At 53.9% G+C, this 24,482-nt stretch carries 20 protein-coding genes and 1 tRNA gene; 13 read left to right on the top strand and 8 right to left on the bottom strand.

The features are described from left to right. Positions 1-182: 182 nt before the first annotated feature. The 5 genes from DTL42_RS06190 (at position 183) to DTL42_RS06170 (ending at position 6,938) form a co-directional block, all read left to right on the top strand. Positions 183-935, top strand: a complete 753-nt coding sequence (locus DTL42_RS06190; protein ID WP_114367775.1) for an NIPSNAP family protein — start codon at positions 183-185, stop codon at positions 933-935. Between the two features lie 137 nt (positions 936-1,072). Further along, the gene (locus tag DTL42_RS06185) at positions 1,073-2,677 is read left to right on the top strand and encodes a M48 family metallopeptidase (RefSeq protein WP_114367774.1); all 1,605 of its coding nucleotides are present in this window, start codon (positions 1,073-1,075) and stop codon (positions 2,675-2,677) included. Positions 2,678-2,767: 90 nt separating this feature from the next. Next, the gene (locus DTL42_RS06180; RefSeq protein WP_114367773.1) at positions 2,768-3,295 is read left to right on the top strand and encodes an ATP-dependent zinc protease family protein; all 528 of its coding nucleotides are present in this window, start codon (positions 2,768-2,770) and stop codon (positions 3,293-3,295) included. 123 nt (positions 3,296-3,418) lie between these two features. Next, complete coding sequence (locus DTL42_RS06175) at positions 3,419-4,615, top strand: RimK family alpha-L-glutamate ligase (RefSeq protein WP_114367772.1); 1,197 nt, start codon at positions 3,419-3,421, stop codon at positions 4,613-4,615. 646 nt (positions 4,616-5,261) lie between these two features. Next, complete coding sequence (locus tag DTL42_RS06170) at positions 5,262-6,938, top strand: putative transporter (RefSeq protein ID WP_158545254.1); 1,677 nt, start codon at positions 5,262-5,264, stop codon at positions 6,936-6,938. Positions 6,939-7,004: 66 nt separating this feature from the next. Here DTL42_RS06170 and DTL42_RS06165 read toward each other — a convergent pair. Further along, positions 7,005-7,077 (bottom strand) — tRNA-Ala (locus DTL42_RS06165). Between the two features lie 235 nt (positions 7,078-7,312). Here DTL42_RS06165 and DTL42_RS06160 point away from each other — a divergent pair. Continuing rightward, complete coding sequence (locus DTL42_RS06160; protein ID WP_158545253.1) at positions 7,313-8,395, top strand: lysylphosphatidylglycerol synthase transmembrane domain-containing protein; 1,083 nt, start codon at positions 7,313-7,315, stop codon at positions 8,393-8,395. Here the strand turns inward: DTL42_RS06160 and DTL42_RS06155 are convergent. Continuing rightward, positions 8,310-9,281: a right-handed parallel beta-helix repeat-containing protein gene (locus tag DTL42_RS06155; protein WP_114367769.1), complete on the bottom strand. Its 972-nt coding sequence runs from the start codon at positions 9,279-9,281 to the stop codon at positions 8,310-8,312. The two genes, DTL42_RS06160 and DTL42_RS06155, sit on opposite strands and share 86 nt — an antisense overlap. Before the next feature lie 104 nt (positions 9,282-9,385). Then, positions 9,386-10,285 carry a hypothetical protein gene (locus DTL42_RS06150; protein ID WP_114367768.1) on the bottom strand — a complete coding sequence of 300 codons (900 nt, stop codon included), beginning with the start codon at positions 10,283-10,285 and terminating at the stop codon, positions 9,386-9,388. A 215-nt stretch (positions 10,286-10,500) separates the two neighbouring features. On the opposite strand from DTL42_RS06150, the gene DTL42_RS06145 reads away from it, so the two are divergent. Beyond that, the gene (locus tag DTL42_RS06145; RefSeq protein WP_114368027.1) at positions 10,501-11,130 is read left to right on the top strand and encodes a phosphopantothenoylcysteine decarboxylase; all 630 of its coding nucleotides are present in this window, start codon (positions 10,501-10,503) and stop codon (positions 11,128-11,130) included. On the opposite strand, the gene DTL42_RS06140 is transcribed toward DTL42_RS06145, so the two are convergent. Beyond that, complete coding sequence (locus DTL42_RS06140) at positions 11,116-11,502, bottom strand: acyl-CoA thioesterase (protein ID WP_114367767.1); 387 nt, start codon at positions 11,500-11,502, stop codon at positions 11,116-11,118. The two genes, DTL42_RS06145 and DTL42_RS06140, sit on opposite strands and share 15 nt — an antisense overlap. Before the next feature lie 139 nt (positions 11,503-11,641). On the opposite strand from DTL42_RS06140, the gene DTL42_RS06135 reads away from it, so the two are divergent. The 3 genes from DTL42_RS06135 (at position 11,642) to DTL42_RS06125 (ending at position 15,405) form a co-directional block, all read left to right on the top strand. After that, a complete protein-coding gene (locus DTL42_RS06135) occupies positions 11,642-12,133 on the top strand; it encodes an acetolactate synthase (protein WP_114367766.1) in 492 nt (163 codons plus the stop codon). Positions 12,134-12,306: 173 nt separating this feature from the next. Further along, positions 12,307-13,056 (top strand): ABC transporter ATP-binding protein, encoded by a 750-nt coding sequence (locus DTL42_RS06130; RefSeq protein WP_114367765.1) that lies wholly within the window; start codon positions 12,307-12,309, stop codon positions 13,054-13,056. A 27-nt stretch (positions 13,057-13,083) separates the two neighbouring features. Continuing rightward, entirely contained in the window at positions 13,084-15,405 is a 2,322-nt protein-coding gene (locus DTL42_RS06125) for an ABC transporter permease subunit/CPBP intramembrane protease (protein WP_114367764.1), read from the top strand. Between the two features lie 166 nt (positions 15,406-15,571). Here the strand turns inward: DTL42_RS06125 and DTL42_RS06120 are convergent, their stop codons facing one another. The 4 genes from DTL42_RS06120 to DTL42_RS06105 form a co-directional block, all read right to left on the bottom strand. Then, on the bottom strand, positions 15,572-17,422 hold the full coding sequence (locus DTL42_RS06120) for a pseudouridine synthase (protein ID WP_114367763.1): 1,851 nt from the start codon (positions 17,420-17,422) through the stop codon (positions 15,572-15,574). Between the two features lie 49 nt (positions 17,423-17,471). After that, on the bottom strand, positions 17,472-17,786 hold the full coding sequence (locus tag DTL42_RS06115; RefSeq protein WP_114367762.1) for an ATP-dependent Clp protease adaptor ClpS: 315 nt from the start codon (positions 17,784-17,786) through the stop codon (positions 17,472-17,474). Positions 17,787-18,157: 371 nt separating this feature from the next. Beyond that, positions 18,158-18,787: a toxin-antitoxin system HicB family antitoxin gene (locus DTL42_RS06110; protein ID WP_114367761.1), complete on the bottom strand. Its 630-nt coding sequence runs from the start codon at positions 18,785-18,787 to the stop codon at positions 18,158-18,160. Between the two features lie 389 nt (positions 18,788-19,176). Further along, the gene (locus DTL42_RS06105) at positions 19,177-20,100 is read right to left on the bottom strand and encodes a sugar phosphate isomerase/epimerase family protein (protein ID WP_199590031.1); all 924 of its coding nucleotides are present in this window, start codon (positions 20,098-20,100) and stop codon (positions 19,177-19,179) included. Between the two features lie 307 nt (positions 20,101-20,407). Between DTL42_RS06105 and hflX the strand changes: the two genes are divergently transcribed. The 3 genes from hflX to DTL42_RS06090 all read left to right on the top strand — a co-directional run bounded on the left by hflX (position 20,408) and on the right by DTL42_RS06090 (position 24,357). Beyond that, entirely contained in the window at positions 20,408-21,733 is a 1,326-nt protein-coding gene (gene hflX, locus DTL42_RS06100) for a GTPase HflX (protein ID WP_114367759.1), read from the top strand. After that, complete coding sequence (locus tag DTL42_RS06095) at positions 21,733-22,515, top strand: SDR family NAD(P)-dependent oxidoreductase (protein WP_114367758.1); 783 nt, start codon at positions 21,733-21,735, stop codon at positions 22,513-22,515. The genes hflX and DTL42_RS06095 overlap by 1 nt, the downstream gene beginning before the upstream one ends. Before the next feature lie 348 nt (positions 22,516-22,863). Continuing rightward, on the top strand, positions 22,864-24,357 hold the full coding sequence (locus DTL42_RS06090; protein WP_114367757.1) for a Gfo/Idh/MocA family protein: 1,494 nt from the start codon (positions 22,864-22,866) through the stop codon (positions 24,355-24,357). Positions 24,358-24,482: the final 125 nt, after the last annotated feature.

Here is a 24,482-nt window from a genome sequence, read left to right as displayed (position 1 = left end):
TAAGACAGAACGACGTTGTTGACCACTTACGCAAGCCCTCTGGTGGGGGCGATATACCATAGGGATACAAAAAAGTTCATACACTGAGATAAAATATTGGCGAAAAAAAGCTCTGAAGTCATTAGAATGGAACTTTCTAAAACCCACCTCGTCCATCCTCCACTTCTCGGGATTTTTGCACGATGCACTCTACCTTGCTCCCTGTCTGGGCTGCTGCTTGCCTTCTTGTGGCCAATTGCTTGATGACACCAGCGGTTGCTGAAGAACGTGTTTACGAGCTGCGAACGTATACCACCAATGAAGGCAAGCTCGACAATCTAAACGCCCGTTTTCGCGATCACACGACGCGGCTTTTCAAAAAGCACGGCATAGAAAACCATGCCTATTGGGTACCGGTTGGCGAGGGAGAAGAAAACACCCTGGTCTACATCATTTCGCATGCCGACAACGATGCCGCAAAGGCCAGTTGGAACGGCTTTCGGGAAGATGCGGAATGGCAGAAAGTTGCTGCTGAGTCGGAAAAAGATGGCAAGATCCTGTCCAAGCGGCCAGATGCCGTTTATATGGAGGCAACGGACTTTTCCCCACAGAATTTTGAATCGGCAGAGGAACCTCGCCTATTCGAATTGCGTACCTATACCACTGCAGAAGGGCGATTGCCGGCTTTGCTTAAGCGATTTCGCGAGGGCGAACTCAAGCTCTTCGAGAAGCAAGGCATGACCAACATCGCCTACTTTACCCCCCAGGATAAACCCAACACGCTGATTTATGTGGTGGCCCATAAGGACGCCGACGCTATGAAAAAATCGTGGGAAGGTTTCCGCAATGACCAGGAATGGCAACAATTGTGGGAGAGTTCGACAAAAGACGGCAAAATCGTGATCAAAGTCGATCGCCAAATTTTGCGTCCGGTCGATTATTCTCCTCTGAAGTAATTTGTAAGGTAACGTTGCTTCGGATCGAATAGTCCAGCCGATAACTCTGGAATCCCTTAATCTTATCGTTATTCGCAATATCCTTTCCCGCTTTACCCAGTCGCGCCTGGCCTAAGCGGTTCAAGGTTAGCCGTCGAATGAAAATTGAATTTCGTTGCCACGGTTGCCATCAGAAGCTGAAAATTTCAGCCAAGGCAGCTGGTTTACGGCGCAGGTGTCCACGATGCCAGGCGGAATTAGTCGTTCCGTCTTCGTCGGGGGGGGCAGCTACCGATAAGACGGGGGCGGCAGCACATTCGAACGATTGGCTGGCCGAAAGTGGTTCCACCGAACAGTGGAAAGCCCCACCTCAACGACCATTTCCCGCTCCATCGCAGAAGTCGGAGCATTTCGAGCGACGCCTGCCCATTTCGGCACCGGAGTTTCCTGCCGATGGGTTACGGATTCTGAAAGCGTTCGGCCCGCCGATAAGCAAAACCGAGACAACCTGGGCGTACAAGCTTGGCGTTCTGGTTGTTGCCATGGTGATGATTGCTCTGCCGTTGGTCTACTTCACCTTTGTCGGCAGCATCTCTTATGCGATTTATTGGTACTTCTCGCAGGGACAGTATTGGTTGTTGCCGGGCGCAAGCATGGCGGTTGGGCGATTTTTCGTCGGTGGGGCTATTGGTGTTATTGGCAGCGTAGTGGTGTTCTTCCTGCTCAAGCCAATCTTGGCTCGCCCTGTTAATATCGTCCGGACGCGTTCGATTACTCCGCAAAGCGACCCGATGATGTTTGCGTTTGTATCGCGGGTGTGTGATGTAGTTGGGGCCCCTTTTCCTACCCGCATTGATGTAACCTACGACGTGAACGCGTCGGCCAGTTTTCGGTCTGGCTTGCGTAGCATTTGGAAGGGGAATGACCTCGTTTTAACGATTGGGGTTCCCTTGGTTGCCTCGCTCACAATGCGGCAGTTCGCCGGGGTGCTGGCCCACGAGTTTGGGCATTTTGGCCAAGGTACTGGCATGCGGCTGACCTTTATTATTCGTTCGATCAGCGATTGGTTCGCCCGAGTCGTCTTCGAGCGAGACGAGTGGGACAAGGCTTTGGAAATGGTCTGCGGTCCTGAATTTCTGCCCTTAGCGGTCGTGACCTGGCCAGCCCGATCTTGTGTTTGGCTTTCGCGACAACTGTTGCGACTGCTAATGAATATGGGGCTGTTGGTGGGTGGTTTTCTGCTCCGTGAGATGGAATACGACGCCGACCGTTACGAGGCCAGAGTAGCCGGCAGTGACGAGTTCGCTCGGACCAGTTGGCGAATCCAGTTGGCCGGATATGCTTGGCTGCATGCCCAATCGCAAATATCGCAACTATCCGAGCGTGACGTCATGATCGACGATGTCGCTTTGCTGGTTCGTCATCATATCGCCAGCATGTCGGACGCAATCATGGAGCAAGTCCAGCGCGAGAGCAAATCGGGCAAAAGCGGCCTGTTTGATTCGCATCCTAGCGAAGCGTCTCGTTCGCAAAACGCTAAACGCGAGAACGCCCCTGGGATTTTCACGGTAGAGGATGACGCCAAGAACCTGTTCGCCGATTTTGAAACGATGGCCAAGAACGTGACGTGGGATATGTATTGTCAATTCCTACGGCGCACCGTGAAGCGTCAATCGTTACAAGATACGCAAACCGTCCTGATGCGCTATCGCATTGGGGTAGGAACCGTCCGGCCTTGGAACGGGCCGGACTACTACTCGTAACGCAGGTCGCCTACAATCTTAATAGCTTGAGTCGCTCGTTTGAGGTGGCTCTCTTGTTTTGTCGACTAAGCCACGGTTTACGGGTAAGGCATGCCGTCTAAAGCACAACCGGTCAAGCTTCCGATCATTGGCTGGCGAGAATGGGTCCAGCTTCCCGATTTAGGCATCGCGAAAGTGAAAGCCAAGATTGATACCGGTGCTCGTTCTTCTTCGTTGCATGCTTACGACTTGAAGTATGAAGAACGAGACGGCCATCAGTGGGTCCGTTTCAAAGTGCATCCCCGTCAACGTAGCTCGGATGCTCCGATTGTCGCCATGGCCAAGATTCTGGAATTTCGCAAGGTGCGAAGTTCCAATGGGCATGTCACGAAGCGGCCAGTAATTCTGACAACGGTCGATGTACTAGGCGAGCACTGGGAAATCGAACTGACACTAGCCAACCGCGATGCAATGGGCTTCCGGATGCTGATTGGGCGAGAGGCAATCCGGGGGCGACTTCTTGTCGATTCAGGAGCTTCGTATCTTTCCGGAGTTCCTAAGCGGCTGAAACCCAAAAAAACAACCAATGGGGCTCCTGCATCGCGTGCTTCTGAGAAGTCTCAGCGGGATGCCACCTAGCATTCCGGTTGCCTCGCGTCAAAATGTCTCTACCATGACGCAAGTGGGAAGCGCACTTTCCACCTGTCCAGCCACCTTGGGGGTGGCATATTTCAAATTCTGTCCAGATGGATATGCGACGTTATGAAGTTAGGGATTCTATCGTGCAACCGCAACTGCTACAGCACTCGACGGTTGCGCGAGGCAGCCATCGATCGTGGGCATCAGGTTAAAGTACTCAATACGCTAAAGTTTGCGATCGATTTAGAGCAGGGAGAGCCTGATCTCTATTTCCGTTCGAAGCAGCTAACTTCTTACGATGCGATACTTCCCCGGATCGGTGCCTCGATTACGTACTTTGGTACAGCGGTGGTGCGGCAGTTCGAGCAGATGGATGTCTTCCCGGCCAATAGCTCGTCGGGCATTACCAACTCGCGCGACAAGCTGCGTAGCCTGCAGATCCTGAGTCGGCACCATATTGGCATTCCCCAAACGACCTTCGTGCGCGATCGAGCCGATATTTTGCCTGCGATCGAGCGAGTTGGCGGCGCACCGGTGGTGATCAAATTAATCGAAGGAACCCAAGGGGTCGGTGTTATCCTGGCCGATTCGGTGAAAATTGCCGAAGCGATCATCGAAACCTTGCATAGCACGCGCCAAAACGTGTTGGTGCAGAAGTTCGTCGCGGAGAGTCGCGGCCGAGATGTGCGGGCTTTCGTGGTTGGCGACCAGGTCGTTGCCTCCATGCGTCGCGTAGCTCAGGGGGCCGAATTCCGCAGCAACGTTCATCGAGGCGGTTCGACAGAGCCGGTAGAGCTTGATGAGAACTATCGAGAAACGGCCGTGCGAGCCGCCCAGATCATGGGATTGCGAGTAGCTGGTGTCGATATGCTGGAAAGTGCAAGTGGTCCCCAAGTTATGGAAGTGAATTCCTCGCCCGGCTTGGAAGGAATCGAACGCTGTACGAAGCTCGACATTGCCGGCGCAATTGTCGACTACATTGCGGCTCAGGTTGATTTCCCCGAGATCGATATCCGTCAACGCTTGACCGTCAGCCGTGGTTATGGGGTGACCGAACTACGAATTCCCGAGGGGTCTGAGTATTGTGGAAAAACGATCGACGAGTCGGGCTTGCCTGATCACGATATCAACGTACTGACGCTCTATCGCGGAACTTCGGTGATTCCTAATCCGCGTCTAAAACGCACCTTGGAACCTGGCGACCGCTTGTTGTGCTTCGGCAAACTTGATGCCATGCGTGGTCTGATTCCAGAAAAGACCATCAAGCAGCGTCGGCCGAAAGTGAAGAAGCTGGCTAAGTCGGTGCTGAAGGGCGAATAGGCTTTTCGTGGCGGCCTGCTAGAGAAAAGCTAAGCCTCTGCGTTTGTTTCTGCGAATCCGGGGCTTCCGTTGGTCGCTCCTTAGCGTTTGGTGGCGTCGTCTTCCACATTGTTCGCCACGTTATGGCAAGCCAATACGTGGTCGCAACTTTTTTATTATTGGTATCAACGATGCCGATCATAACGCTACGGTTCCGCGTGTTGGGCATCCGGTGAATAGGTTTTTCTCATTTCCTCAGCAGAAGGTGTTTTCTGGGGAATGCGGTCTGTTTAAAAAACGGCTGCGTGAAAAAAGTTAGAAAAAATTTCTCCCTTGTTTCTGGGGAAAGAGAGATCGGCATGTTTCCAGCGTGGAAACTCCTTGCCCTTAATCTCATGCATTGCGCGACCCAATCGGCCATTAGCTAGTCGCAAGGCGTAAAGCAAAAATTGCCCAGGAATACAACCTATTCTTGCATGGGAATACGTTGGATAGAAAAGTAATGTCGGGTAAAACATCAAGCAGCCTGACAGACGATAAAGAACCTATTCCCCGGTCATGCAAATTGAACTGCTCGCAATGGAATCGACGTTAGCGGCCGATTCATCGTTGCTCATGTTCGAAGCCTTACGTCGATGAAGTCGTTTCTTGGATGGGAACAGGTCAAATGAATTGGCTATTACAACTCGCCGAAACCAACCCAACCGCGCAGGCATTCGCTGTCATATCGTTGGTGTGTATGCTCGGCATGGTGTTGGGGAGCTTCCGGTTTAAGGGAATTGGCCTGGGGACTTCTGGCGTACTGTTTGCAGGTATTTTGGTCGGTAATTTCAGCAAGCCAATCGATCATCATACGCTCGACTTTCTCAAGGAGCTTGGCCTGGTCTTGTTTGTGTTTTGCATTGGTTTGCAATTGGGACCAGGGTTCTTTGCTTCGCTACGGAAAATGGGTCTGCAGTTGAATCTGCTGGCAGCAACCATTGTCAGCCTCGGGGCTCTCGTGGCGGTGGGCATGGGGTGGATCATGGGCTTGGATGAAGCTGCCGTGCTGGGTTTGTTCTCAGGAGCAACGACCAATACCCCATCCCTCGGTGCCGCACAGCAGACCTTGTCAGGCATGGAGAATGTCCCGCCAGAACAGATGGTGCTTCCTGCGATGGCGTATGCCGTGGCTTATCCATTCGCGGTCGTCGGAATCATTGGTACGTTGCTAGTGCTAAAAAGCATGTTCCGAATCGATCCTCAGGCAGAGGCGAAAGAGTTTGAGACCGCCAACGCGAATAAAGTGGAGCCACTCTCGCGGCGGACGTTTATCATCGATAACCCAAACTTGGAAGGCGTAGCAATCGGATCGGTACCGGGGCGAATCGAAAGCCCGGTAACGGTCTCGCGCATCCGTCGCTCTCAGCAATCGGAAGTCGAGATCGCCACCAGCAGTACCACGCTTAGCCAAGGAGATACGATCTTGGCGGTGGGAACGCAAGAACACCTAGATCAATACCAACGAGTGGTCGGCCATGCGATTAACGAAGACCTAACCAGACTGCCCGGGAAGGTTGAATATCGTAAGGTTATCGTTACCAATTCCGAAGTACTCGGTAGAACGATCGAACAACTGGGGCTCGAGCAAAAGCATGGTGTTGTCGTTACGCGAATCGTGCGTGGTGATCTTGAGCTAATCCCGGTGCATGACTTGCGTTTGAAGTTTGGTGATGTTGTACGTCTGGTGGGACGCAAGGAAGACATCAAGCGGGCCAGTGCGTTGTTGGGCAACTCGGTGAATGCCCTGAATGCGACTCACTTCGTGCCGTTTTTTGCGGGGATCGCCGCCGGGATCGCGTTGGGAACGATGCCGATCAGCGTTCCCGGGTTGCCTGAACCACTTCGGCTAGGCTTGGCTGGCGGCCCACTTCTGGTGGCCATCCTGGTCGGTCGCCTAGGGCAAATTGGGCCCCTGGTTTGGCACATGCCACGCAACGCAAATTTGGCGATCCGTGAGTTCGGTATTGCTTTATTTTTCGCCAGCGTTGGGCTTATGGCAGGGCCGAAGTTCTTTGGCGTCGTCTTCAGTTCAATCGGCCTTCAATGGTTGTTGGCAGGGGCCTTGGTGACGCTGATTCCGTTGTTTGCGGTTGGCTTGTTTGCTCGTTGTGTGCTGAGAATGAACTTCGTCGCGATCTCTGGTTTGTTTGCCGGAAGCATGACGGACCCGCCAGCTTTGACCTTCGCGACCAATATTTGCCAGGCAGAATCCCCGGCAGTGACTTATGCGGCCGTCTATCCATTGACCATGGTCCTGCGAATCATGGCCGTCCAAATCTTGGCCGTGCTGTTCTTTGGATAGCCCCAGAGCAAATCAATCCGCGCATTAAAAAAGCCTGAGGCAATCACCTCAGGCTTTTTTCGTAAGTGGAGGATAACGGGATCGAACCGATGACCTCTTGCATGCCATGCAAGCGCTCTCCCAGCTGAGCTAATCCCCCGTATTTGGGTCACTAATCGTTTAGCACAAAGGCCCTACGATCAATGCATTCTACCTTATCGGCAATAAGTGCCGTCAAGTGAAGGGTTAAAATTACCAATCCAGGCGAGAGGTGTCAATAACCGGTAACGTCAGATTGGTGGTAAGTTACACTAACGATACGATTTCCATCAATTTCTTAGCGGGTAAGTGCCCTTCGTTGGGGGATCGTAATCGTTGGAATGGAACTTCTCTGCGTGAAAAAATACCTTCTCACAATACTTCGTTTTCTGGTCCCTGGCGGCATTCTCGCATATTTGTTGTGGACGATCGCCAGCAACCCAGAGAACCTTGATGCGGTTCGTCAGATCTTCAGTAGTAAGACCGACTGGGCCAGCATTGGGTTCGCGTTTGGTAGTGCCTTAACAGCACTTTCTCTGACGTTTATTCGTTGGTACTTGCTGGTGATTTCGGTCGGCATTCCCTTTCAATTGAAAGACGCGTTCCGGCTTGGTTTTCTGGGGTACATGTTGAATTTCGTCGGTCTCGGCGGAGTGGGTGGCGACTTGTTTAAAGGGTTTATGCTGGCCAAGGCCAACCCAGAGAAACGCCCGGAGGCGGTTTCGACCATCTTCATGGATCGCTTGATTGGGCTTTATGCGTTGTTCGTCGTGACTTCGTTGGCAGCGCTTAGTTTGGACTTGGAAACAGCCAAGCCGGCGGTGCGAACGGTGGTTTACTTTGTCCACGGAGCATCGTTTGCCGGGCTGATCGGGATTACTGTCGCGCTGATGCCGGGGTTTTGGCGCGGCCCTTTGCGCACGTTCCTGGAATCGATTCCTAGGCTCGGCCGCTTATTCAAACGGCTTTTTTCGGCGATTGGCATGTATCGCCAGCACCCCAAGTATCTAGCGATTATTGCGGTTTTAAGTTTAGGAGTTCATTCCTTCTTTTCGCTGGCAGCCTATTTCCTGGCGGCGGGGTTATTTGAGGTGCATCCCAGCTTGTTGGAAATGTTGATCATCACACCTTTGGCGATGGTGTTTGCTGCGATTCCGATTTCGCCTGGTGGGATGGGAACGCTCGAGTTGGCGATCACGGAACTTTATACCAGCGTGCCGGCAGAGCAGATGACTCGGGCTAGCGCAATCACAGTGGCCCTAGGCTTCCGTGTATTGACCATTGGGTTGGCGTTTATCGGGGCGATCTTCTATTGGATGAACCGAGCCACAGTCGACGAGACAATGGCCGAGGTTAGCGCTGAAGAGCAGACGCTGGAGCATCTGGCCGAGGAATCCGACGAAGAGTTTGAGCAGTCTGCGCGGCTTGAGCATCGGTAACTTCTTGGCGATCAATTTCGATACGGGCATCTTGGTGGAAAGTTGCCGGTGCCGTGTTCTCTAGCAGCGTACAATCGAGCACGGTAGTCTTGGAAAAACCTTCCCCTCGCAGTTGAACCGTGGCGTTGTCGCCCAGCAGCGAGCGAGCGATCGTTACTTTCGAGGCCCCTCCCACTGAGACGCCACTGCGCCCGTTGCCGCGTGAGGTGATCGAAACAAGTTGCGTGTTGTAGCAGTTGCTATGGGCGTTGATGCCGTCTAGTTGAAAGCCTTGCACGGTCAGATCGAGAATCTGGACATGCCGCACTTCGTACAGCGTGATGCCGGTACGCTGGGCCGTATAGCTCAGGCGATAGTTGCCTGGATCGACGTCCTGTTCCGAGCGAAAGAAGATGATGCCATCGACCAAGTCCCAGGTCATTGGCTCCAGCTTGTCGAGCTCGTCGCGACTTTCTAACACGACCCGTTTAGCTGGTTTGCCATTCAGGTATAGCTGTTGATACTGTTTATAGGTTGGCGCAAAACAATAAATATCATTTCGCACAAACTTCCAGGCTTCAATGGGAATGACTGCAGTTCCGTCTAACACAGCACCGTTGCCTTGCAGCACGAAGGGAGCAAAGTCCCAGCCGCTGTTGTCGCCACCTTGAAGCGAGATCGATTCTTTGTAGGGGACGCCTGTGTTGGCCAGAATAATTCGATCCCCCTTCCGCGCGATTCGCAAAGCTTTGGCAATGGTGGAGGTGGGCCCGTCCGATCCCTTGGCAGCGGAGTCACTCAGGCCAGTATTGCGGTCATCGCCACTCACATTGTTTACGAAGATATCACCGCCACGCGCTGACGAAGCAGAGAAGACCAGCAATAAGACAAGAGCGAAGCGTCGCATGGAATTCCACTTAATTGATGTAATCGTCAAAGTCGATATAAAATTCACCACCATCATGGCGTGCTAGCAACTGCTTTACCAGGGTGTTGGGCAACATAAATTGGTTAAAACCAAACTCGGAGGCCTGAAACAAAGCCGTTGAGCTCGGCCCCCTCGATATTGGTGTACTGGAACCCCGTGTAGGCTTCGATGTGTTTCCAGTTCACACCAACGGTGGTACGAAAGCGAAACAAGCCGGCAGAGCCCACTTTTCCTACGTCGAATTCCGACGACCAGATCCAGGGCTTGCCGAGATACGCGTCGTAGCCACCGGTGAAGTTGATCCCTGCTTCGGTGCCTTGCTCGTCGGCCAGGATGTTGGCACCCAAGCCGAAGCGTAGCTGGCCGTGATAGGCCTGGAAGTAACGCAGCGTCACGTTGATATCGCCCAGCGTTAGTTGGTCAGTGCCTCCGCCAGGAACGTTCTCGAAGTATTCGTCCCACTGGGTATCGAGCCCCCAGCGACGATTGCCTTCAACGAGCACCTTCGTGCCAATCCGTGATAGACCGGAGAAGTCGCTCCCATATTCGACCGAGGCACGAACCGAATTGAATTTGCCGATCCCGTACCATTCGTCCCCCACCAGCATGTAACCAAAGTCGTGTTGGTAGGGGTAATCCGAAAAATACTCAGAATGGCCAAGCAGACTAATCGTCTCTTCTTCCCCATTGTTGTGGGTGTAAATGATCGTTCGTCGCTGGGGAATCACCGAGTTTGCCGTCGCATACAGACTAAGAAGCATAGCGCCGCTAACCGCTTCTATGCCAAGCGATCCTAGGCTGTCGCTGCCGTTGTCGTGGTAGGATTCTTTCTTCGAGCTACTGGGCGTGTAAGTCGAAGGGGGATCGGTCGTGCGGCTTTCTTTGGCGGCAGAAGAAAGGAGCCAGCCGGACATGGCAGGTTCTTCACAAGCCGTGACGCACACAATCGTTGCGATCAAGCTGGTTAATAGCTTCCTTGCCATTGGTGGGTTTCCTTGTGCTTCGGGCGCGTACACGCAGCCATCTTGTACGGATTTACAAGCGCGGCAACGGTACGGCGATGCGAAACCTGGGTCAAGATGTCTTCGGTGGAACGCTAGTGGGGAAGGGGGGCGACCGTAGCCCGGTAGCGTTGGCAGGCGTTCTCAGTACGATTAAGGAGCGATCATTTTCCTTCGATACCCCTCCACAGCAGATCATGGCACGCATCCTTATTACCTCGGGCCCGACTCGGCAATACATCGATCCTGTTCGCTACCTTACTAACGCATCGAGTGGGCGAATGGGATGCAGTTTGGCGGAAGCGGCGTTGGCGGCCGGGCATGATGTCGTTCTAGTTTCTGGCCCGGTGACGGTAACCTATCCGGCCAAAGCCGCCGTGAAATGGGTAACCACTACGGAAGAGATGCTCGAAGCCGCGCGCGAAGAGTTTGCGAGTTGCGATGGGCTGATTGGCGTTGCGGCCCCGTGTGACTATCGACCAGAGTTTGTCCAAGGCCAGAAAATCAGCAAGACCGGGCAGCCACTAGTCTTGGAATTGATCGAAACACCCGACATCGTGGCGACACTCGGGGCCGAGAAGGGGGACCGCTGGGTGGTTGGCTTCGCCTTGGAAACCGAGGACCGCCGATTCCGGGCTTTGGTGAAGCTGGAAAAGAAAAGCTGCAACTTGATGGTGCTAAACGGGCCTGAGGCCATGAACAGCGACGATAACCAAGTCGAGGTTCTGGCCAAAGATGGCTCCGTCGTGGCGAGTATCTCGGGCAGTAAACCGGAAGTCGCCACCCAAATTGTGGGGATCATCGACCAGCAGCTAATCCATGCGTAGCACTGCTGGAATCCGTGTTGGCTTGCCTTCGCGGGTTATACAAGCCAGTAAGGTACTGCCTTCCACGATCATTTCGTCATCGCGGCGGATTTCGTAGTTGAGCTCGATCCGGGCTCCTTTTGCTTTTACCGCTTTCACCGTAACAAGCAGCAAATCGTCGAATTCGGCGGGCAAGTGATAGCGGCACTGGACATCGCGGACAACCAGCAGAAGTCCTTCTTCTTCCATCCGTTTGTAGTTGAATCCGCCAGCTCGCAACATTTCTGTCCGGGCGAGCTCGAAATAGGTGATATAGTTCGCGTGATGGACGCGTCCTTGGGCGTCCGTTTCCTGATAACGGACACGGACTTCGATGGTATGTTCTGTCAGCATCAGACGCTTCTAATTCTCCGTTCTGGTCGCTGGTATTGGCGGCCCCGACCGGTGGGGGCAACGATTGACCGAAATCTAAGCCTTTTTTATAGTTGCGAGTAATTACCCACCAATTTGGTTTTAGCATGATTGGGGCGACATGAGTACGGGAGCCGGCTCCGGTACCAACTACAGCACGATGCGAGGTCGCGATTACCCCTCGCTCCGCCAGTTCACCGTATTCCTCGAGAACCGTGTCGGGCAGTTGTTGGAAATTGTACGTAGGTTCGAGGGAAGCAACGTTCGGATTGTGGCGCTTTCTATTAACGACGCCACCGAGTGTTGTTTTGTTCGCTTTTTGCTGAGCGATCCCGAAGGGGGAAGAGAGATCTTAGAGCGAGCCGGGCTTGCTCTGATTGAATCCGACCTGATCGGAGTCGAGCTGCCTAATGAAAAGCAGCCCTTGTTGCGGGTTTGCACGGCCCTCTTGCAGTCGGAAGTGAACATCGTTCAGGCCTATCCGCTGCTTTATACACCTAGCAATCGGGCAGCGGTTGCGTTGATGGTCGACAACGCTGAGATAGCGATGGATACCTTACTTTCGCGTAATTTCCATGTGTTGACCGAAGATGATCTGAAATTCGACGAATAGCCGTTGGCCGCGAAAAATCGCTAAAACCGCGCTATGCCGATCGAAAGGCAATCTTCTGGGCCACGTTCCGCTGATCGCTGGCCTTTAGTGAGGGTGTCGTCAGATAGAATTCAGAGCACGATGAATGGTCACGGACCGTTCCCTTTTCCTCGCCATTGGACACTGGCAGCCGCATGATTCACGTTCGTGATCTCGTCAAGTCGTACGACGATTTGCAACTCGGTAAATTCACCGCCGTGGATCAAATTAGTTTCTATGCGATGCCGGGCGAGATCTTTGGGCTGTTGGGCCCCAATGGGGCAGGCAAGACAACCGCTTTGCGGATTCTCAGTACGGTTCTCGAGCCAACCTCAGGGACCGTCAAAATTGCCGGTTACGACGTTACCACTGAACCATCAATGGTCCGGCATCAAATCGGGTTCATGTCGGCCAACACGGCCGTTTACGATCGGATGACTGCCTGGGAGATGGTGGAATACTTCGGCCAGCTTTACGGCATGCCCAAAGATCAGCTGCGCGAGCGGATGGAAGATTTGTTTCATCGGCTCGGAATGCGCGAGATTCGTGATGTGCTAGGGGCGAAGATGTCGACCGGCATGAAGCAAAAGGTTTCGATTGCCAGGGCGTTAGTTCATGATCCGCCGGTGCTCATCTTCGACGAACCGACGCTGGGGCTTGATGTTTTCGTTGCGCGGGCTTTGGTGCAACTGATCGCCGAGCTGCGAGACCAGGGGAAGTGCATCATCTTCTCGTCGCACATCATGCGCGAAGTCGAGAAGTTGTGCGACAAGGTCGCGATTATGAACCGTGGCAAGATCTTGGCCGAGGGGACAATCGAAGAGCTGCGCACGCAGTACGACCAGCCAGACTTGGAGGAGTTGTTCTTCCATTTGATCGGCGAACCAGAAGGTATCGAGAACTAAGTCAGGCTCGTACGGCGAGATAATGGAATGAATTGGAACAACGTCCAACTGATCCTCAAGCGAGAATTGCGTGACCAGGCACGCGATCGCCGGACGCTTTTTTCGGTGATCGGTTTGCCGGTACTGCTCTACCCGCTGATGGGCTTGATGGTGTTGCAAGTCATGCAATTTCGTCAGGCCAATCCTGCGAGAATTCAAGTAATCGGCTTGGCGGAATTGCCTGATGCCCCGGAGTTGATTGTGCCCATCGAGCCGGCCAAGGAGGGCGAAACCTCGCAGGGGACTCGCTACGAGTTCTCGTCAAAGCTCTTGGATGATGCCGGTATTAACGGCAAGTTCACCATTGAAGCAACCGAAGCGTCGATCGATTCTCAGGTTGTTGAGAAGACAGCCAAAGAATCGCTGCACTCGGAAGGCTTCGATGCGATCATCTACTTTCCGCCTGGTTTTAAAGAGAGGATGGAGAGCTTCCAAGATCAAATGGCCAACGGGGCAGGGGATGTCGAGAGCAAGTTTCCTTCGCCACAGTTGATCACTAATTCGTCCGAGGAACGATCGACGTTGGCCAATAACCGGCTGCGTCAGATTTTGCATGCCTGGCGAGAAAGGGTTATTCAGAAGAATCTGGAAGCCAACAACGTACCGACGGTTATTACCGACCCATTTCGGATTGATCCGCTTGATCTTTCCGAGAAGCCACGCGATCAGGCCACGTACATGTGGGCCAAGATCTTTCCGTTCATTGTTGTCATCTGGGCGTTGACCGGTGCGTTCTACCCGGCCATCGATTTGTGTGCGGGTGAAAAGGAACGGGGAACGCTTGAAACGTTGCTTTCTAGCCCGGCCCTTCGTTCCGAGATTGTCGCCGGCAAGCTGTTGGCCATTATGACCTTCAGCATGGCCACAAGTGTATTGAATTTATTGAGCATGGGTTTCACGGCCAGCTTTGTAATGGGACAGTTCGGCAACGGACAGTTGAACTTTGGCCCACCGCCGATCTGGTCGCTAGGGTGGTTGTTTCTCGCTTTGATTCCAATGGCTGCTTTGTTTAGCGCCTTGGCCTTGGCAATCGCCACGATGGCTCGCAGCAGTAAAGAGGGGCAGTATTATTTGCTTCCCTTGTTGATGTTGAACTTGCCGCTGGTCGTTCTGCCGGTGCTGCCGGACACGCAGCTGACTTTCGGGACGTCGTTGATACCGGTGAGCGGGATGTCTTTCCTGTTAAAGTCGCTGATGGAAGGAGACTACCGCACCGCCGCGTTGTATGCCTTGCCGGTACTTGGTGTGACGGCTTTTTGTATTTGGGTTGCCATTCGCTGGGCGATCGATCAGTTCAATAACGAGTCGGTCCTGTTCAGCGAGAGCGAACGGTTCAATCTGCAAGCTTGGTTGAAGAAAGTGTGGCGCGATCGTCAAGCCACGCCGACGGCGGCTGGGGCATTTGTGATGGGCATCGTGCTTCTCGCACTGCCGCACATGCTGGGCAAGTACATCGCCCCAGAGGTTGGCCCCGACGGGAAGCTGGGAACTTCGGCGCTGATTCAACAAATGCTGACGATCCAAATTGGTTTGATTTTGTTGCCGGTGCTGATCGCGGCGGCCATTTTCACACGAAGTATGGCCAAAACATTTTTGCTGCGGATGCCTGATCGCCAGATGATGCTGGGGGTGCTATTGGCACCTCTGCTGGCCATATGTTTACACCCGTTTGCCCTTTACTTGCGGGGGATTATTCAAAGTACGATCCCTATGTCGCAAGATCTGCAAGATCGATTGCAGGACACATTAGGCGGTATCGAGAACTTGCCGATCTGGGCCATCTTTGTGATGTTTGGAGTCTTACCGGCTATTTGCGAAGAGTTCGCTTGCCGTGGTTTTATTCTTTCAGGCATGCGGCACATTGGCCATAAATGGGCGGCAATCAGCATCTCGGCAATTTTCTTCGGCCTGTTGCACGGCATTTTGCAGCAATCGATTCCCGCCACGATTTTTGGGTTGCTGATCGGTTTTGTGGCGGTGCAAACGCGGAGCCTATTGCCGGCGATCTTATTCCATGCGACGCATAATTGTTTGGTGTTTGCTCAGGGGATGATCGTTAACGACACCCTGAAAGACTTCTGGCCTCTGCGTTTCCTCGTGGCCAGCGTGACAGACACCCCCGGCGATGCTGAGTATCATCCGATCTTGGTCGGTCTGTGTGCGTTGGGCGCGTTTTTGATTGTTGGTGTCTTTGCTCGCATGCCAGCCGAACTGTCCGTGGAAGAACGGCGGCAAGCGGCCCTCGACCATCAAGGACGTTTCCCGAACTCTGCTTCGAAGTCGAAAGACGCAGGTTCCACGGTTTCGTGATTCACGCTCGGTTGGGCTTTGCTTGTTTGTCTGGTGGACGGACAATCGATCTGAGCTACGCGCAAGAAAAAGCAGCAGACAAATTGCCTGCTGCGGAAAATTGCGTTACTGCGAAGGTGACAACCTGGGCAAGGAATCGTAAATAAGGTGATCTGCCGAGCAGGCCTTAATCGCCCAAGTTTTCAGCCCAAGCGGGCGGCGGGGCTTGGAAGGTGACCATCTCAGCGGTTTGTGGATGTCGGAAAGTGACTTCCCAGGCATGCAGACACATGGGCGGTTCGTCGATGCCAAGTGTTTGCTTTTCTTGCATCACGCCTCCTTGCTGATACATCGGATCGCCCACAATTGGGAAACCGAGATGCCAGAGGTGAAGACGAATCTGGTTGGTACGACCGGTTTTGGGAGAGACTTCCAAGAGAGCCGTGCCATCGGCAAGCCGCTTGCGAACGACAAAATCGGTTCGCGCCGCCTGGCCTCCTTCTTCCACGCGACGACCGCCACCTTTTACCCGTGATGTGCCGATCGGTTCTTCGCAAACAAAGGTGTCTTCGCTAGGGTGACCATAGACACGAGCCAAGTAACGTTTCTCGACGCGGCCTTGCTCGAACTGGGGCTGAACCTGACGAGCGACGGCGCTGGTGCGTGAAAGAACGGCGACCCCGGTTGTGTTGGCATCTAAACGGTGGGCAATACGCAGCTTTTGAGGATGGTAAACTTGCTCCAGAAAGCTGATCAACGAATTCTTGTTGAATCGCCCACACGGGTGCATCGGGAGCGGAGCTGGTTTGCTCACGACAATCAGAGCATTGTCTTCGTACAAAACTTGTAGGTCCGCACTGACGTCGGGTTCGGTCGTGCCGGGATAGCGTTGTTCGAAGTGTTGTCCTGGCTTTAGCGGGACATGGGGATCGACCGCGCGGTACTCGACCAGGCGTTCGTCTTGATGCTCGATAATTTCGACCATCAATCGCTGAGCAACCATTTGTTCCCAGAAACCTTGGGAAGCAGCCGGTACTTTATCGGCGAGTACTTCGTAAAGTGTTTTCCCTTTTTGTTCCGACGAGATGTAAAGCCGGCGCGTATTGGTATAGGGAATACTGCCTGGCAGCGGAGAGGTAACCTTTTTGAGTTTCTCTTGACGCCGAGCAAGCACAGCGGCCATCGCTTCCTGAGTCGACTTGAAGCAGTGCGGACACGACTGCCCGGGGACGTAGAGCGGCGAATTCTGTTCCTCGGTGGTCAGGGGAGCTTGGCAGGCAAAGCACTGGGCAATGGGCGACTCTTGCAGGCTAGGGTCGACGGCCACACGTTGGTCGAAGACGAAGCAATCCCCCTGGTAGTGATCGCCACCAACCAGTTCAAAGTATTTCAGGATGCCCCCTTCCAACTGGTAGACCTCTTGGAAGCCAGCTTGCTGCATGAAGGGGCCAGCTTTCTCGCAACGAATTCCGCCGGTGCAAAACATCACGACCGGGGTCGACTTCGCATCTTCGGGCAGGTTCGACACGGCCTGGGGAAAATCGCGAAAGGTGTCAATGCCGGCAGGGACCGCGCCGGCGAAGGTGCCGACTTTCACTTCGTAGTCGTTGCGCACGTCGTACAGCATCAGCGGCTTCCCCTCGTCTAGCCACTGCTTGAGTTGTTGTGGTGGAAGCTTAGGGGCGGTGCGCTGGGCGGGTTCGATCCCGTCGATGCCGAATGCGATGATCTCTTTCTTGATCTTTACGAGCATCCGCCGAAACGGCTGGTAGCTGGTAAAGCTCTCTTTGGCTTCCAATTTTTCCAAGCCGGGGATTTGGCGGAGCTTGTCGAGTAGCTTGTGGACGTTTTCATCTGGGCCGGCGACAAACAGGTTGATCCCTTCCGTGCTGAGCAAAATCGTTCCGCGCAGGTCGAGTCGCCGGCAAATGCGACGAAGCGAATCGCGCATCGGCTTGAGGTCTCGCAAGGGTGCGAAAAGGTAGGAAGAGATATTCAGCACAGGCCCAGTGTCGGGCAAGACAGTCGTCGTGTTCATGCCACAAATTATCGGAGGTCACTCCGTTTTCGCAAACGGGGGGATCCGCTTATTGAGGTAATTCTTCTAACGTGACGCTTAGGGGAAGCGCCCCCTTCCTTCGCATGACCGGATCTGGGCCGCACGAGAGGAGAAGTTCCTGTTTCAGTTCTGCTCCTTCTAGGGGGCCGGACCAAAGTAAGCTCCGGCCAGTCTCGTGCGCTTCGAGTGTCAGCTGATAGCATTTTTCCAGTTCGTAATGAAAGACATTCCGAATGGAATCGATGACGTAATCAAAGGAATTCAGATCGTCATTGTGCAAGATAACGCCATAGGGAGGTTGACGTTTGGGCCTCGATTGGAGGCTAAGCTCTTCGCTGTTCATGGTGATGGATTCATAGCGACCAAAAAGTGTTTAATTAGTTTCTCCCCCTATTAATTGTTTTACTTTGGAGTTGATTCGCTGCCAAAGGATTTTTTTCGCGGGTCTCCGTGAAATGCAATGAAAAAAAGGGCCGGCAAGATCGCTTAGCGAATATACCAGGCCCTTTTCGTCCTCAGCCGCAATCGAATTCAATACCGCAGTCTTTCATTGCGTCGACAAGGCGACGTTGAAAAGACGCGTTGGAAGCGCAAGTTGTGCCGAAAGCGAGTGGCGGTTGTGGGAAACCGTGAACGCCGGCTGGTTGTCTTGGTAAAGCTTCCGGGGCGTGTTCGGTGAATGGCCGGCACGACCCTTGGGCGGCATCCGGAGCCTTAGTCGTTGGGGATCATCGAGTCGTCGATGACTTGCAACAATTTCGAGATGCACAGCTTGTTCATGCTGGTACGACGCGAATGGGCTTCGACACGCAGCGATTCGTGCAGGCTCTTGGGCAGACGCACGGTGATCACGCGGGTTGGCTCTTTCGATTCGTTTTGAACGTTGGTGCGTTCACGCAGCTTAACGATCATGAGCTGGATTTCACCGTACTCGTCCGATTGCTCGAACTTGGTGAATTCTTCCGGCTGGGTGAACAGACGTTGGATCACGCCTTCGACGCCGAGGATCTCGCGGAAGAAAGTAACCCAGTCTGGCACGCCACGGAAAAACTCGCGAGCGATGCGGACGACTTCGGCCTTCTTCTCGTCAAAGGTGGCGGTTGGGGCGACGTTCATCGCGGGGCCAGCTGGGGCGGCCGGTTGAACCGGGGCCTGAGGCGAGCCGGTGAACGTAGGCCGAGGCGAAGCATAGCTGCTTTCGGTCGTATGTTGCTGCGGCTGCGGCGTGTGGTATGGCTGCTGATTGGTTTGCTGTGGGGGAAACGTGGTGCTTGGAAAAACGGGCCGAGCCGCGGGCTGAGACGTCTGCGGATACGGGTTCGTGCCTTGGTTGAACTGCGACATGGGGGAGGCTCCTTCCTGGAAACGACTGAGGACAAAGTCACCGTCACGGCTTGATTGGCCATGCGATGTGTAACGGTATGCCAGAATCTTGGGAGTCGCGTCAAGAGCAGCGTAGAAGTGACTGCAGTGCAAGCACTTAGAGCTACTAGCAATGCCTGCGTGTTTTGCATGCAGTGACGCGACTTTTTTGGGCACCGGGGTCTCTGCTTAAAAGTTGAGCAGCCCCGAAAGTCGCACGGGCCTAGTTGTCCTCTCGGCGACGCCGGATTTTTCCCGAAATAGTTCCAAAAACTTCCCCGATGTTGGTTTGGGTAAGGTGTGCTAGCGAAAAAAAAGCCCCCGGCGGAATTTTCCGCCGGGGGCTCGTTGGTTGATGTTTGTTGGCTCGATTAGGCCGAGAGCTTTTCGGCACAGCGTTCTAGGAGTTTGCGGGTTGCGATGATTCCTTCGATTTCACCGATTCCGCCTCCTTCCCACTCGATGCCAACAAAGCCGTGGTAGTTATGTTTGTTGACGACGATATCCATCATCTTGAAGTAGTCGGTGTTGGTTTCGTTACCTTCTACGTCGAATGCGTGCGTCTTGGCGCTAACAGCTTTGGCGTACGGCATTAGTTCGTCGACCCCTTTGTAGCGGTCGTACATTTCGTTGCTGCTAACACGGAAGTTGCCGAAATCGGGCAGGGTGCCGCAGTTTTCCATGTTGACGGTCTTCATGACGCCAGCCAGCCAGGCCCCGTCCGAGGAAAGGCCACCGTGGTTTTCGACGATCACGTTCATGTCGTAACCCTTGGCGAATTCGCTAAGCTGAGCCAAACCGTCGGCGGCGAGCTTCATTTGTTCGGCGTAGCTCAGCTTGTGATCGCTGGCAGCATTGACGCGAATCGAATGACAGCCCAGTGTTTTGGCGGCTTCCACCCACTTGTGGTGGTTTTCAACGGCTTGCTTGCGGGCCGCTTCGTCGGGGGCGCCTAGTGCACCCTCGCCGTCGCACATGATCAGCACTTGAGTCACGCCATTGTCAGCGGCACGCTTGTTTAGTTCGGCCAAGTACTTTTCGTCTTTGGCTTTGTCTTTGAAGAACTGATTGACGTATTCAATGGCCTCAACGCCGCAGGTTTCTTTCGCGGTCTTAGCGAAATCGAGGTTGTCGAGCTTTCCTTCGCGTATGGTCCGGTGCAGCGACCATTCAGCTAGCGAGATTTTGAATGGGGCAGCCTTTTCTGCGGCTACTAGTTGTGAGCTAAGAGCTAGTCCGGCACCGGTGGCAGCCATGGATTGCAGGAATAGACGTCGACCGAGATGCATAGGCATGGATGTTGTCCTCGGATGGGATGATTGGTGTTTCGTGAACATTTAGCGGTGATTTACCTCTAGTCTAGTTTAGAAGACGGATTATCTCGCCGCTATTCCCGAGTGTCGGTCAGGGCGAAAATAGCCGATCTGCTCCCTAAAATCTTGCTGACAGGGGGTGTGAATGCACCTTCGCTGCCGTGGCCAGGGTAGTTAGAATGGAAATAGATGCCGCCCAATTACTTTTCGGTGGCGATAATGGTTCCCGTGTCCCAGCGAATAACCTATCGGGGCATTGGTCTAAAGAAAGGAAAAGCAGGCACCGCTTGTGACAGAACGAGATCGTAAACAAAGCGTCGCGCAGGAAAACGCCATTCTTGTGAAGCTGTTAGATCCCCAGGTGGAATACTCGGCCGAACCATTGGACGAACTGGAAGGCCTGGCCACCACTGCCGGGACAACGGTCGTCGGAAAGTTGACGCAACGACGCGAAAAACCGGATCCGGGAACCTATCTGGGTAAAGGGAAGATCGAGGAATTGAAGCTGTGCGCGGATGCTTCGGAAGCAGACGTTATCATCTTCGACAACGAACTGTCCCCTGGGCAAACGCGAAATCTGGAGCGAGAAACCGAACGCAAGGTGATCGACCGGACCGAGCTGATTCTCGATATCTTTGCGACGCATGCCCAGACGCTGGAATCGCGCCTGGCGGTCGAGCTTGCTCAGCTAGAGTACTCGCTACCGCGGCTCAAACGGATGTGGTCTCACTTGGACCGTATCAAGATGGGCGTCGGCATGCGTGGCCCGGGTGAAAAACAGTTGGAAGTCGACCGTCGTTTGGTCGAGAAACGGATTAAAGATCTGAAGGATGATCTGGAGAAAGTGTCGAAGCGGCGCGAGCGGCAAGTTGCGGCTCGGCGCGAGTCGATGACGATCAGCTTGGTTGGCTATACGAATGCCGGCAAAAGCACGCTGATGAACCAGCTGACCGATGCCCAGGTGCTATCTGCGGACATGCTATTTGCCACGCTAGATACGCGAACTCGGCGGTGGCGTTTGCCACACTGGGGGCCGGTCCTTTTGAGTGATACGGTCGGTTTTATTCGCGATCTGCCTCACCGGTTGATTGCCAGCTTTAAGGCCACGCTGGAAGAGGCCAATCAAGCGGATCTTTTGTTGCACGTGGCCGACGCCAGTAACCCGGAAGCGGAGCAGCAAATTGCGGCCGTGTACGATGTGCTGTCCGAAATTGGCATCGAGCAGAAAGATACGCTGTTGGTGCTTAATAAGATCGATCGGATCCAGGATTCTCGGCGTTTAGAGCAATTGCAGAGTCGGTATCCCGGGGCGGTTCCGGTAAGTGCTTTTACGGGCGAAGGAAGCGATCGGTTGGCGATCGCGGTAAGCGATGCACTGAGCAAATCGTTCTCGGATGTCGAGATTGAAGCCTCGGTAGGGAACGGCAAATTGGTGGCTTATTTGGCGACCAACGGTGAGATTGTTTCGAAGCGATATGGCGATGAGCGGCTCTTTGTTCATTGCCGAATTCCGACGGCCCATCTGGGGCGAATTCAGAACCAGAATCCGGACGTTATTATTCGTCCCTACGGCGAGTCCAGTTCGACTTCGGATGCCGTGGGGGATGTGGCCTAATGCGTCGGAAATTGAATGGTTTAAGGATGCTCATCACCGGAGCGTCCTCGGGGATCGGCCGCGCGATGGCTATTCTCGCCGCAGAGCAGGGGGCTCGTCTGCTGCTGACGGCACGGCGGGAAGATCGGTTGGAGGAACTGCTGGGCGTGGTTCATGCCAAGGGGGGAGATGCCGCTTATTTGGTCGGAGACATTGCCGATCCCGATCATCGTCAGAAGCTATTTCAGCGGGCTCAGCATGACCTAAAGGGGCTCGATGTGCTGGTCAATAATGCCGGCATAGGGGCCATTGGCAACTTCCAGGAGGCGACGCCTGAGAGGTTGCGGCAGTTGATGGAAGTGAACTTTTTTGCCCCCGTTGAATTGACGCGGCTCTTTCTGCCGATGCTGGAAAAGGGGAATACACCAGCGATCTGTAACATCTCGTCGATCTTGGGGCATCGAGCTGTGCCGGGCAAGAGCGAGTACTGTGCGAGCAAGTTCGCTTTGCATGGATTTAGCGATGCCCTGCGGGCTGAATTGGTTGGCAAAGGGATCGATGTGATTTTGGTTAGCCCCAGCACCACCAGTAGTGAGTTTGGCGCATCGGTAATCGATAAGAAGGGGAAGCTGCCTGCTGAAGGAAAGTTCGTGCTTACGCCCCATGATGTGGCCTTGGCGGCGCTGCGGGCAATTCGCTCTGGCAAGCACGAGATCATCCCGAGCAAGCCGGGTTACATGATGGTTCTCTTAGATCGCTTGTGTCCTTCTTGGGCGGACTGGGCTGTGGCGAAATTTGGGTGATTTTTGACCGGTCAAAAAGATGGCCTGTTTTTGGTTGCCCAAAAAGTCGTTCTGGGCCTGTAATTCTCGGTCAATTCGCAAAGTCTCGGCCTTTCGACAATGAGTCCATTGGGATGCCATAAGCAGGCTCTCGTGTCCCATGTGGCGATAGGTGAATAGATAGGGATGGAGTTCACCGAAATAGTTGTCAGGATGACTAAGAACAGTTATCCTTAGTTCAGCTCAAGTACACCCTAAAAGGGGCTCTTATGTCGGTCATCTTTTGATCGCATCGTTACTTTTGGTTGAACATGAGCGGTCCCGCCTGCTATTCCGCCTGACACCTCAAATATTCAAGAAGGCATTTCTATGACGAATCGCAAGTCTCGACGCGAGTTCTTGGAAAGCTCGATGTTCGCCACCGCAGCGGCTGCGGCCTTTGTCGCACCGACTTCTTTGCTGGCTGCTGAAGAGAAGCAAAGCAAAAGCCCCAACGAAAAGCTGCATGTGGCCGTGGTCGGTTTGAATGGCCGTGGTAACGCTCATATCGGTGGCTTCACGCATCGAGACGATGTGCTGATCACGCACTTGTGCGATTGCGACTCGAAGTTTGGTGAGAGCAAGGCCGAAGGGGTCGCTAAGCGACAAGATGGCCACAAGCCGAAGTTCATTCAAGACGTCCGCAAATTGCTGGAAGAACCGGGTATCGATATTGTCAGTATCGCGACCCCGAATCATACGCACTCGTTGTTGGCCATCTGGGCTCTGCAAGCTGGCAAGGACGTTTACGTCGAAAAACCGGTTAGCCACAACGTAAGCGAAGGGGCCCGCGTCGTTGAAGCCGCTGAGAAGTACAATCGTATTTGCCAGGCCGGTACGCAAAGCCGCTCGAACCCAGGCATGCGTGAAGCGATGGAATTCGTCCATAGTGGCAAGCTGGGTGATATCAAAGTCGCTCGTGGTCTGTGCTATAAGCCTCGTAAGAGCATCGGCCCGAAGGGTGTCTACCAGCCGCCCAAGACGGTTGATTACAGCTTGTGGCTCGGCCCAGCCCAGATGCAGGACGTTACCCGTCCTCAGTTCCATTACGATTGGCACTGGCAAATGCCGTTCGGCAACGGTGACCTTGGCAACCAGGGCATCCACCAAATGGACCTGGCACGCTGGGGGCTGGGTGTCAACGAGCTGAGCAATAACGTGATCAGCTACGGCGGACGTTTCGGTTATGAAGACGCCGGCACGACCCCCAACACACAAGTGGTGGTACACGACTACGGCGACAAGTCACTTGTCTTCGAAGTGCGTGGTTTGGTGTACGACAAGAAGCTAAAGGAAAGCAGCGTCAGCTACAAAGGTTCGCGCATCGGCGTGATCTTTGAAGGTACCGATGGCTATCTTGTGATGACGAGCTATCACTCGGGTTCGGCCTTCGATAAGGAAGGAAACAAGATCCGTGATTTCAGTGGTGGCAACGATCAGTATCACTACGACAACTTCATTTCCGCTGTCCGTAGCCGCAAGCCGGAAGACCTGAATGGTCACATTCAAGAAGGTCACCTTTCTAGCGTCTTGTGCCACACCGGTCTTATTTCGTACCAACTGGGCGAAAAGGTCTCGAAGCAAGAGTGCCTGGATCGGATGAAGGACATCAAGACAACCGAGGACGTCAGCGCGACGATGGCTCGTGTTCAGGACCACTTGATGGACAACGGCGTCAACCTAGACAAGGAAGGCGTCCAACTCGGCCCAATGCTGTCGTTCAATCCGAAGACCGAAACGTTCATCGACAACGAAGCGGCCAATGCTTTGCTGACTCGCGATTATCGTAAGGGCTTCGAGGTTCCAGCCAAAGGCCAGGTCTAATTGGCCATTGGCTGCTTTTGATTAAACATGAAAAAGGCCGAGTGAGAATTGCTCGGCCTTTTCTCTTTCTTGCGATCGGCCTTGCTTGCCCACAGCACTTGGTTAGCGGTCGCTATAATGGGCCG

It is taken from the genome of Bremerella cremea, from assembly GCF_003335505.1.
In the GTDB taxonomy this organism is placed as follows: domain Bacteria; phylum Planctomycetota; class Planctomycetia; order Pirellulales; family Pirellulaceae; genus Bremerella; species Bremerella cremea_A.
Note: the sequence above shows the minus strand (reverse complement) of the source record. Positions and strands in the feature narration are given on the sequence as shown.

Excerpts from the sequence above, each read along its gene's own strand:
- DTL42_RS06110 (WP_114367761.1), bottom strand. The coding sequence starts at position 18,787 with ATGTCGCAGTTCAACCAAGGCACGAACCCGTATCCGCAGACGTCTCAG.
- DTL42_RS06175 (WP_114367772.1), top strand. The coding sequence starts at position 3,419 with ATGAAGTTAGGGATTCTATCGTGCAACCGCAACTGCTACAGCACTCGA.
- DTL42_RS06115 (WP_114367762.1), bottom strand. The coding sequence starts at position 17,786 with ATGAACAGCGAAGAGCTTAGCCTCCAATCGAGGCCCAAACGTCAACCT.
- DTL42_RS06095 (WP_114367758.1), top strand. The coding sequence starts at position 21,733 with ATGCGTCGGAAATTGAATGGTTTAAGGATGCTCATCACCGGAGCGTCC.
- DTL42_RS06180 (WP_114367773.1), top strand. The coding sequence starts at position 2,768 with ATGCCGTCTAAAGCACAACCGGTCAAGCTTCCGATCATTGGCTGGCGA.
- DTL42_RS06190 (WP_114367775.1), top strand. The coding sequence starts at position 183 with ATGCACTCTACCTTGCTCCCTGTCTGGGCTGCTGCTTGCCTTCTTGTG.
- DTL42_RS06120 (WP_114367763.1), bottom strand. The coding sequence starts at position 17,422 with ATGAACACGACGACTGTCTTGCCCGACACTGGGCCTGTGCTGAATATC.
- DTL42_RS06090 (WP_114367757.1), top strand. The coding sequence starts at position 22,864 with ATGACGAATCGCAAGTCTCGACGCGAGTTCTTGGAAAGCTCGATGTTC.
- DTL42_RS06140 (WP_114367767.1), bottom strand. The coding sequence starts at position 11,502 with ATGCTGACAGAACATACCATCGAAGTCCGTGTCCGTTATCAGGAAACG.
- DTL42_RS06105 (WP_199590031.1), bottom strand. The coding sequence starts at position 20,100 with ATGCCTATGCATCTCGGTCGACGTCTATTCCTGCAATCCATGGCTGCC.
- DTL42_RS06150 (WP_114367768.1), bottom strand. The coding sequence starts at position 10,285 with ATGGCAAGGAAGCTATTAACCAGCTTGATCGCAACGATTGTGTGCGTC.
- DTL42_RS06130 (WP_114367765.1), top strand. The coding sequence starts at position 12,307 with ATGATTCACGTTCGTGATCTCGTCAAGTCGTACGACGATTTGCAACTC.
- DTL42_RS06135 (WP_114367766.1), top strand. The coding sequence starts at position 11,642 with ATGAGTACGGGAGCCGGCTCCGGTACCAACTACAGCACGATGCGAGGT.
- DTL42_RS06125 (WP_114367764.1), top strand. The coding sequence starts at position 13,084 with ATGAATTGGAACAACGTCCAACTGATCCTCAAGCGAGAATTGCGTGAC.
- DTL42_RS06170 (WP_158545254.1), top strand. The coding sequence starts at position 5,262 with ATGAATTGGCTATTACAACTCGCCGAAACCAACCCAACCGCGCAGGCA.
- DTL42_RS06155 (WP_114367769.1), bottom strand. The coding sequence starts at position 9,281 with ATGCGACGCTTCGCTCTTGTCTTATTGCTGGTCTTCTCTGCTTCGTCA.
- DTL42_RS06185 (WP_114367774.1), top strand. The coding sequence starts at position 1,073 with ATGAAAATTGAATTTCGTTGCCACGGTTGCCATCAGAAGCTGAAAATT.
- DTL42_RS06145 (WP_114368027.1), top strand. The coding sequence starts at position 10,501 with ATGGCACGCATCCTTATTACCTCGGGCCCGACTCGGCAATACATCGAT.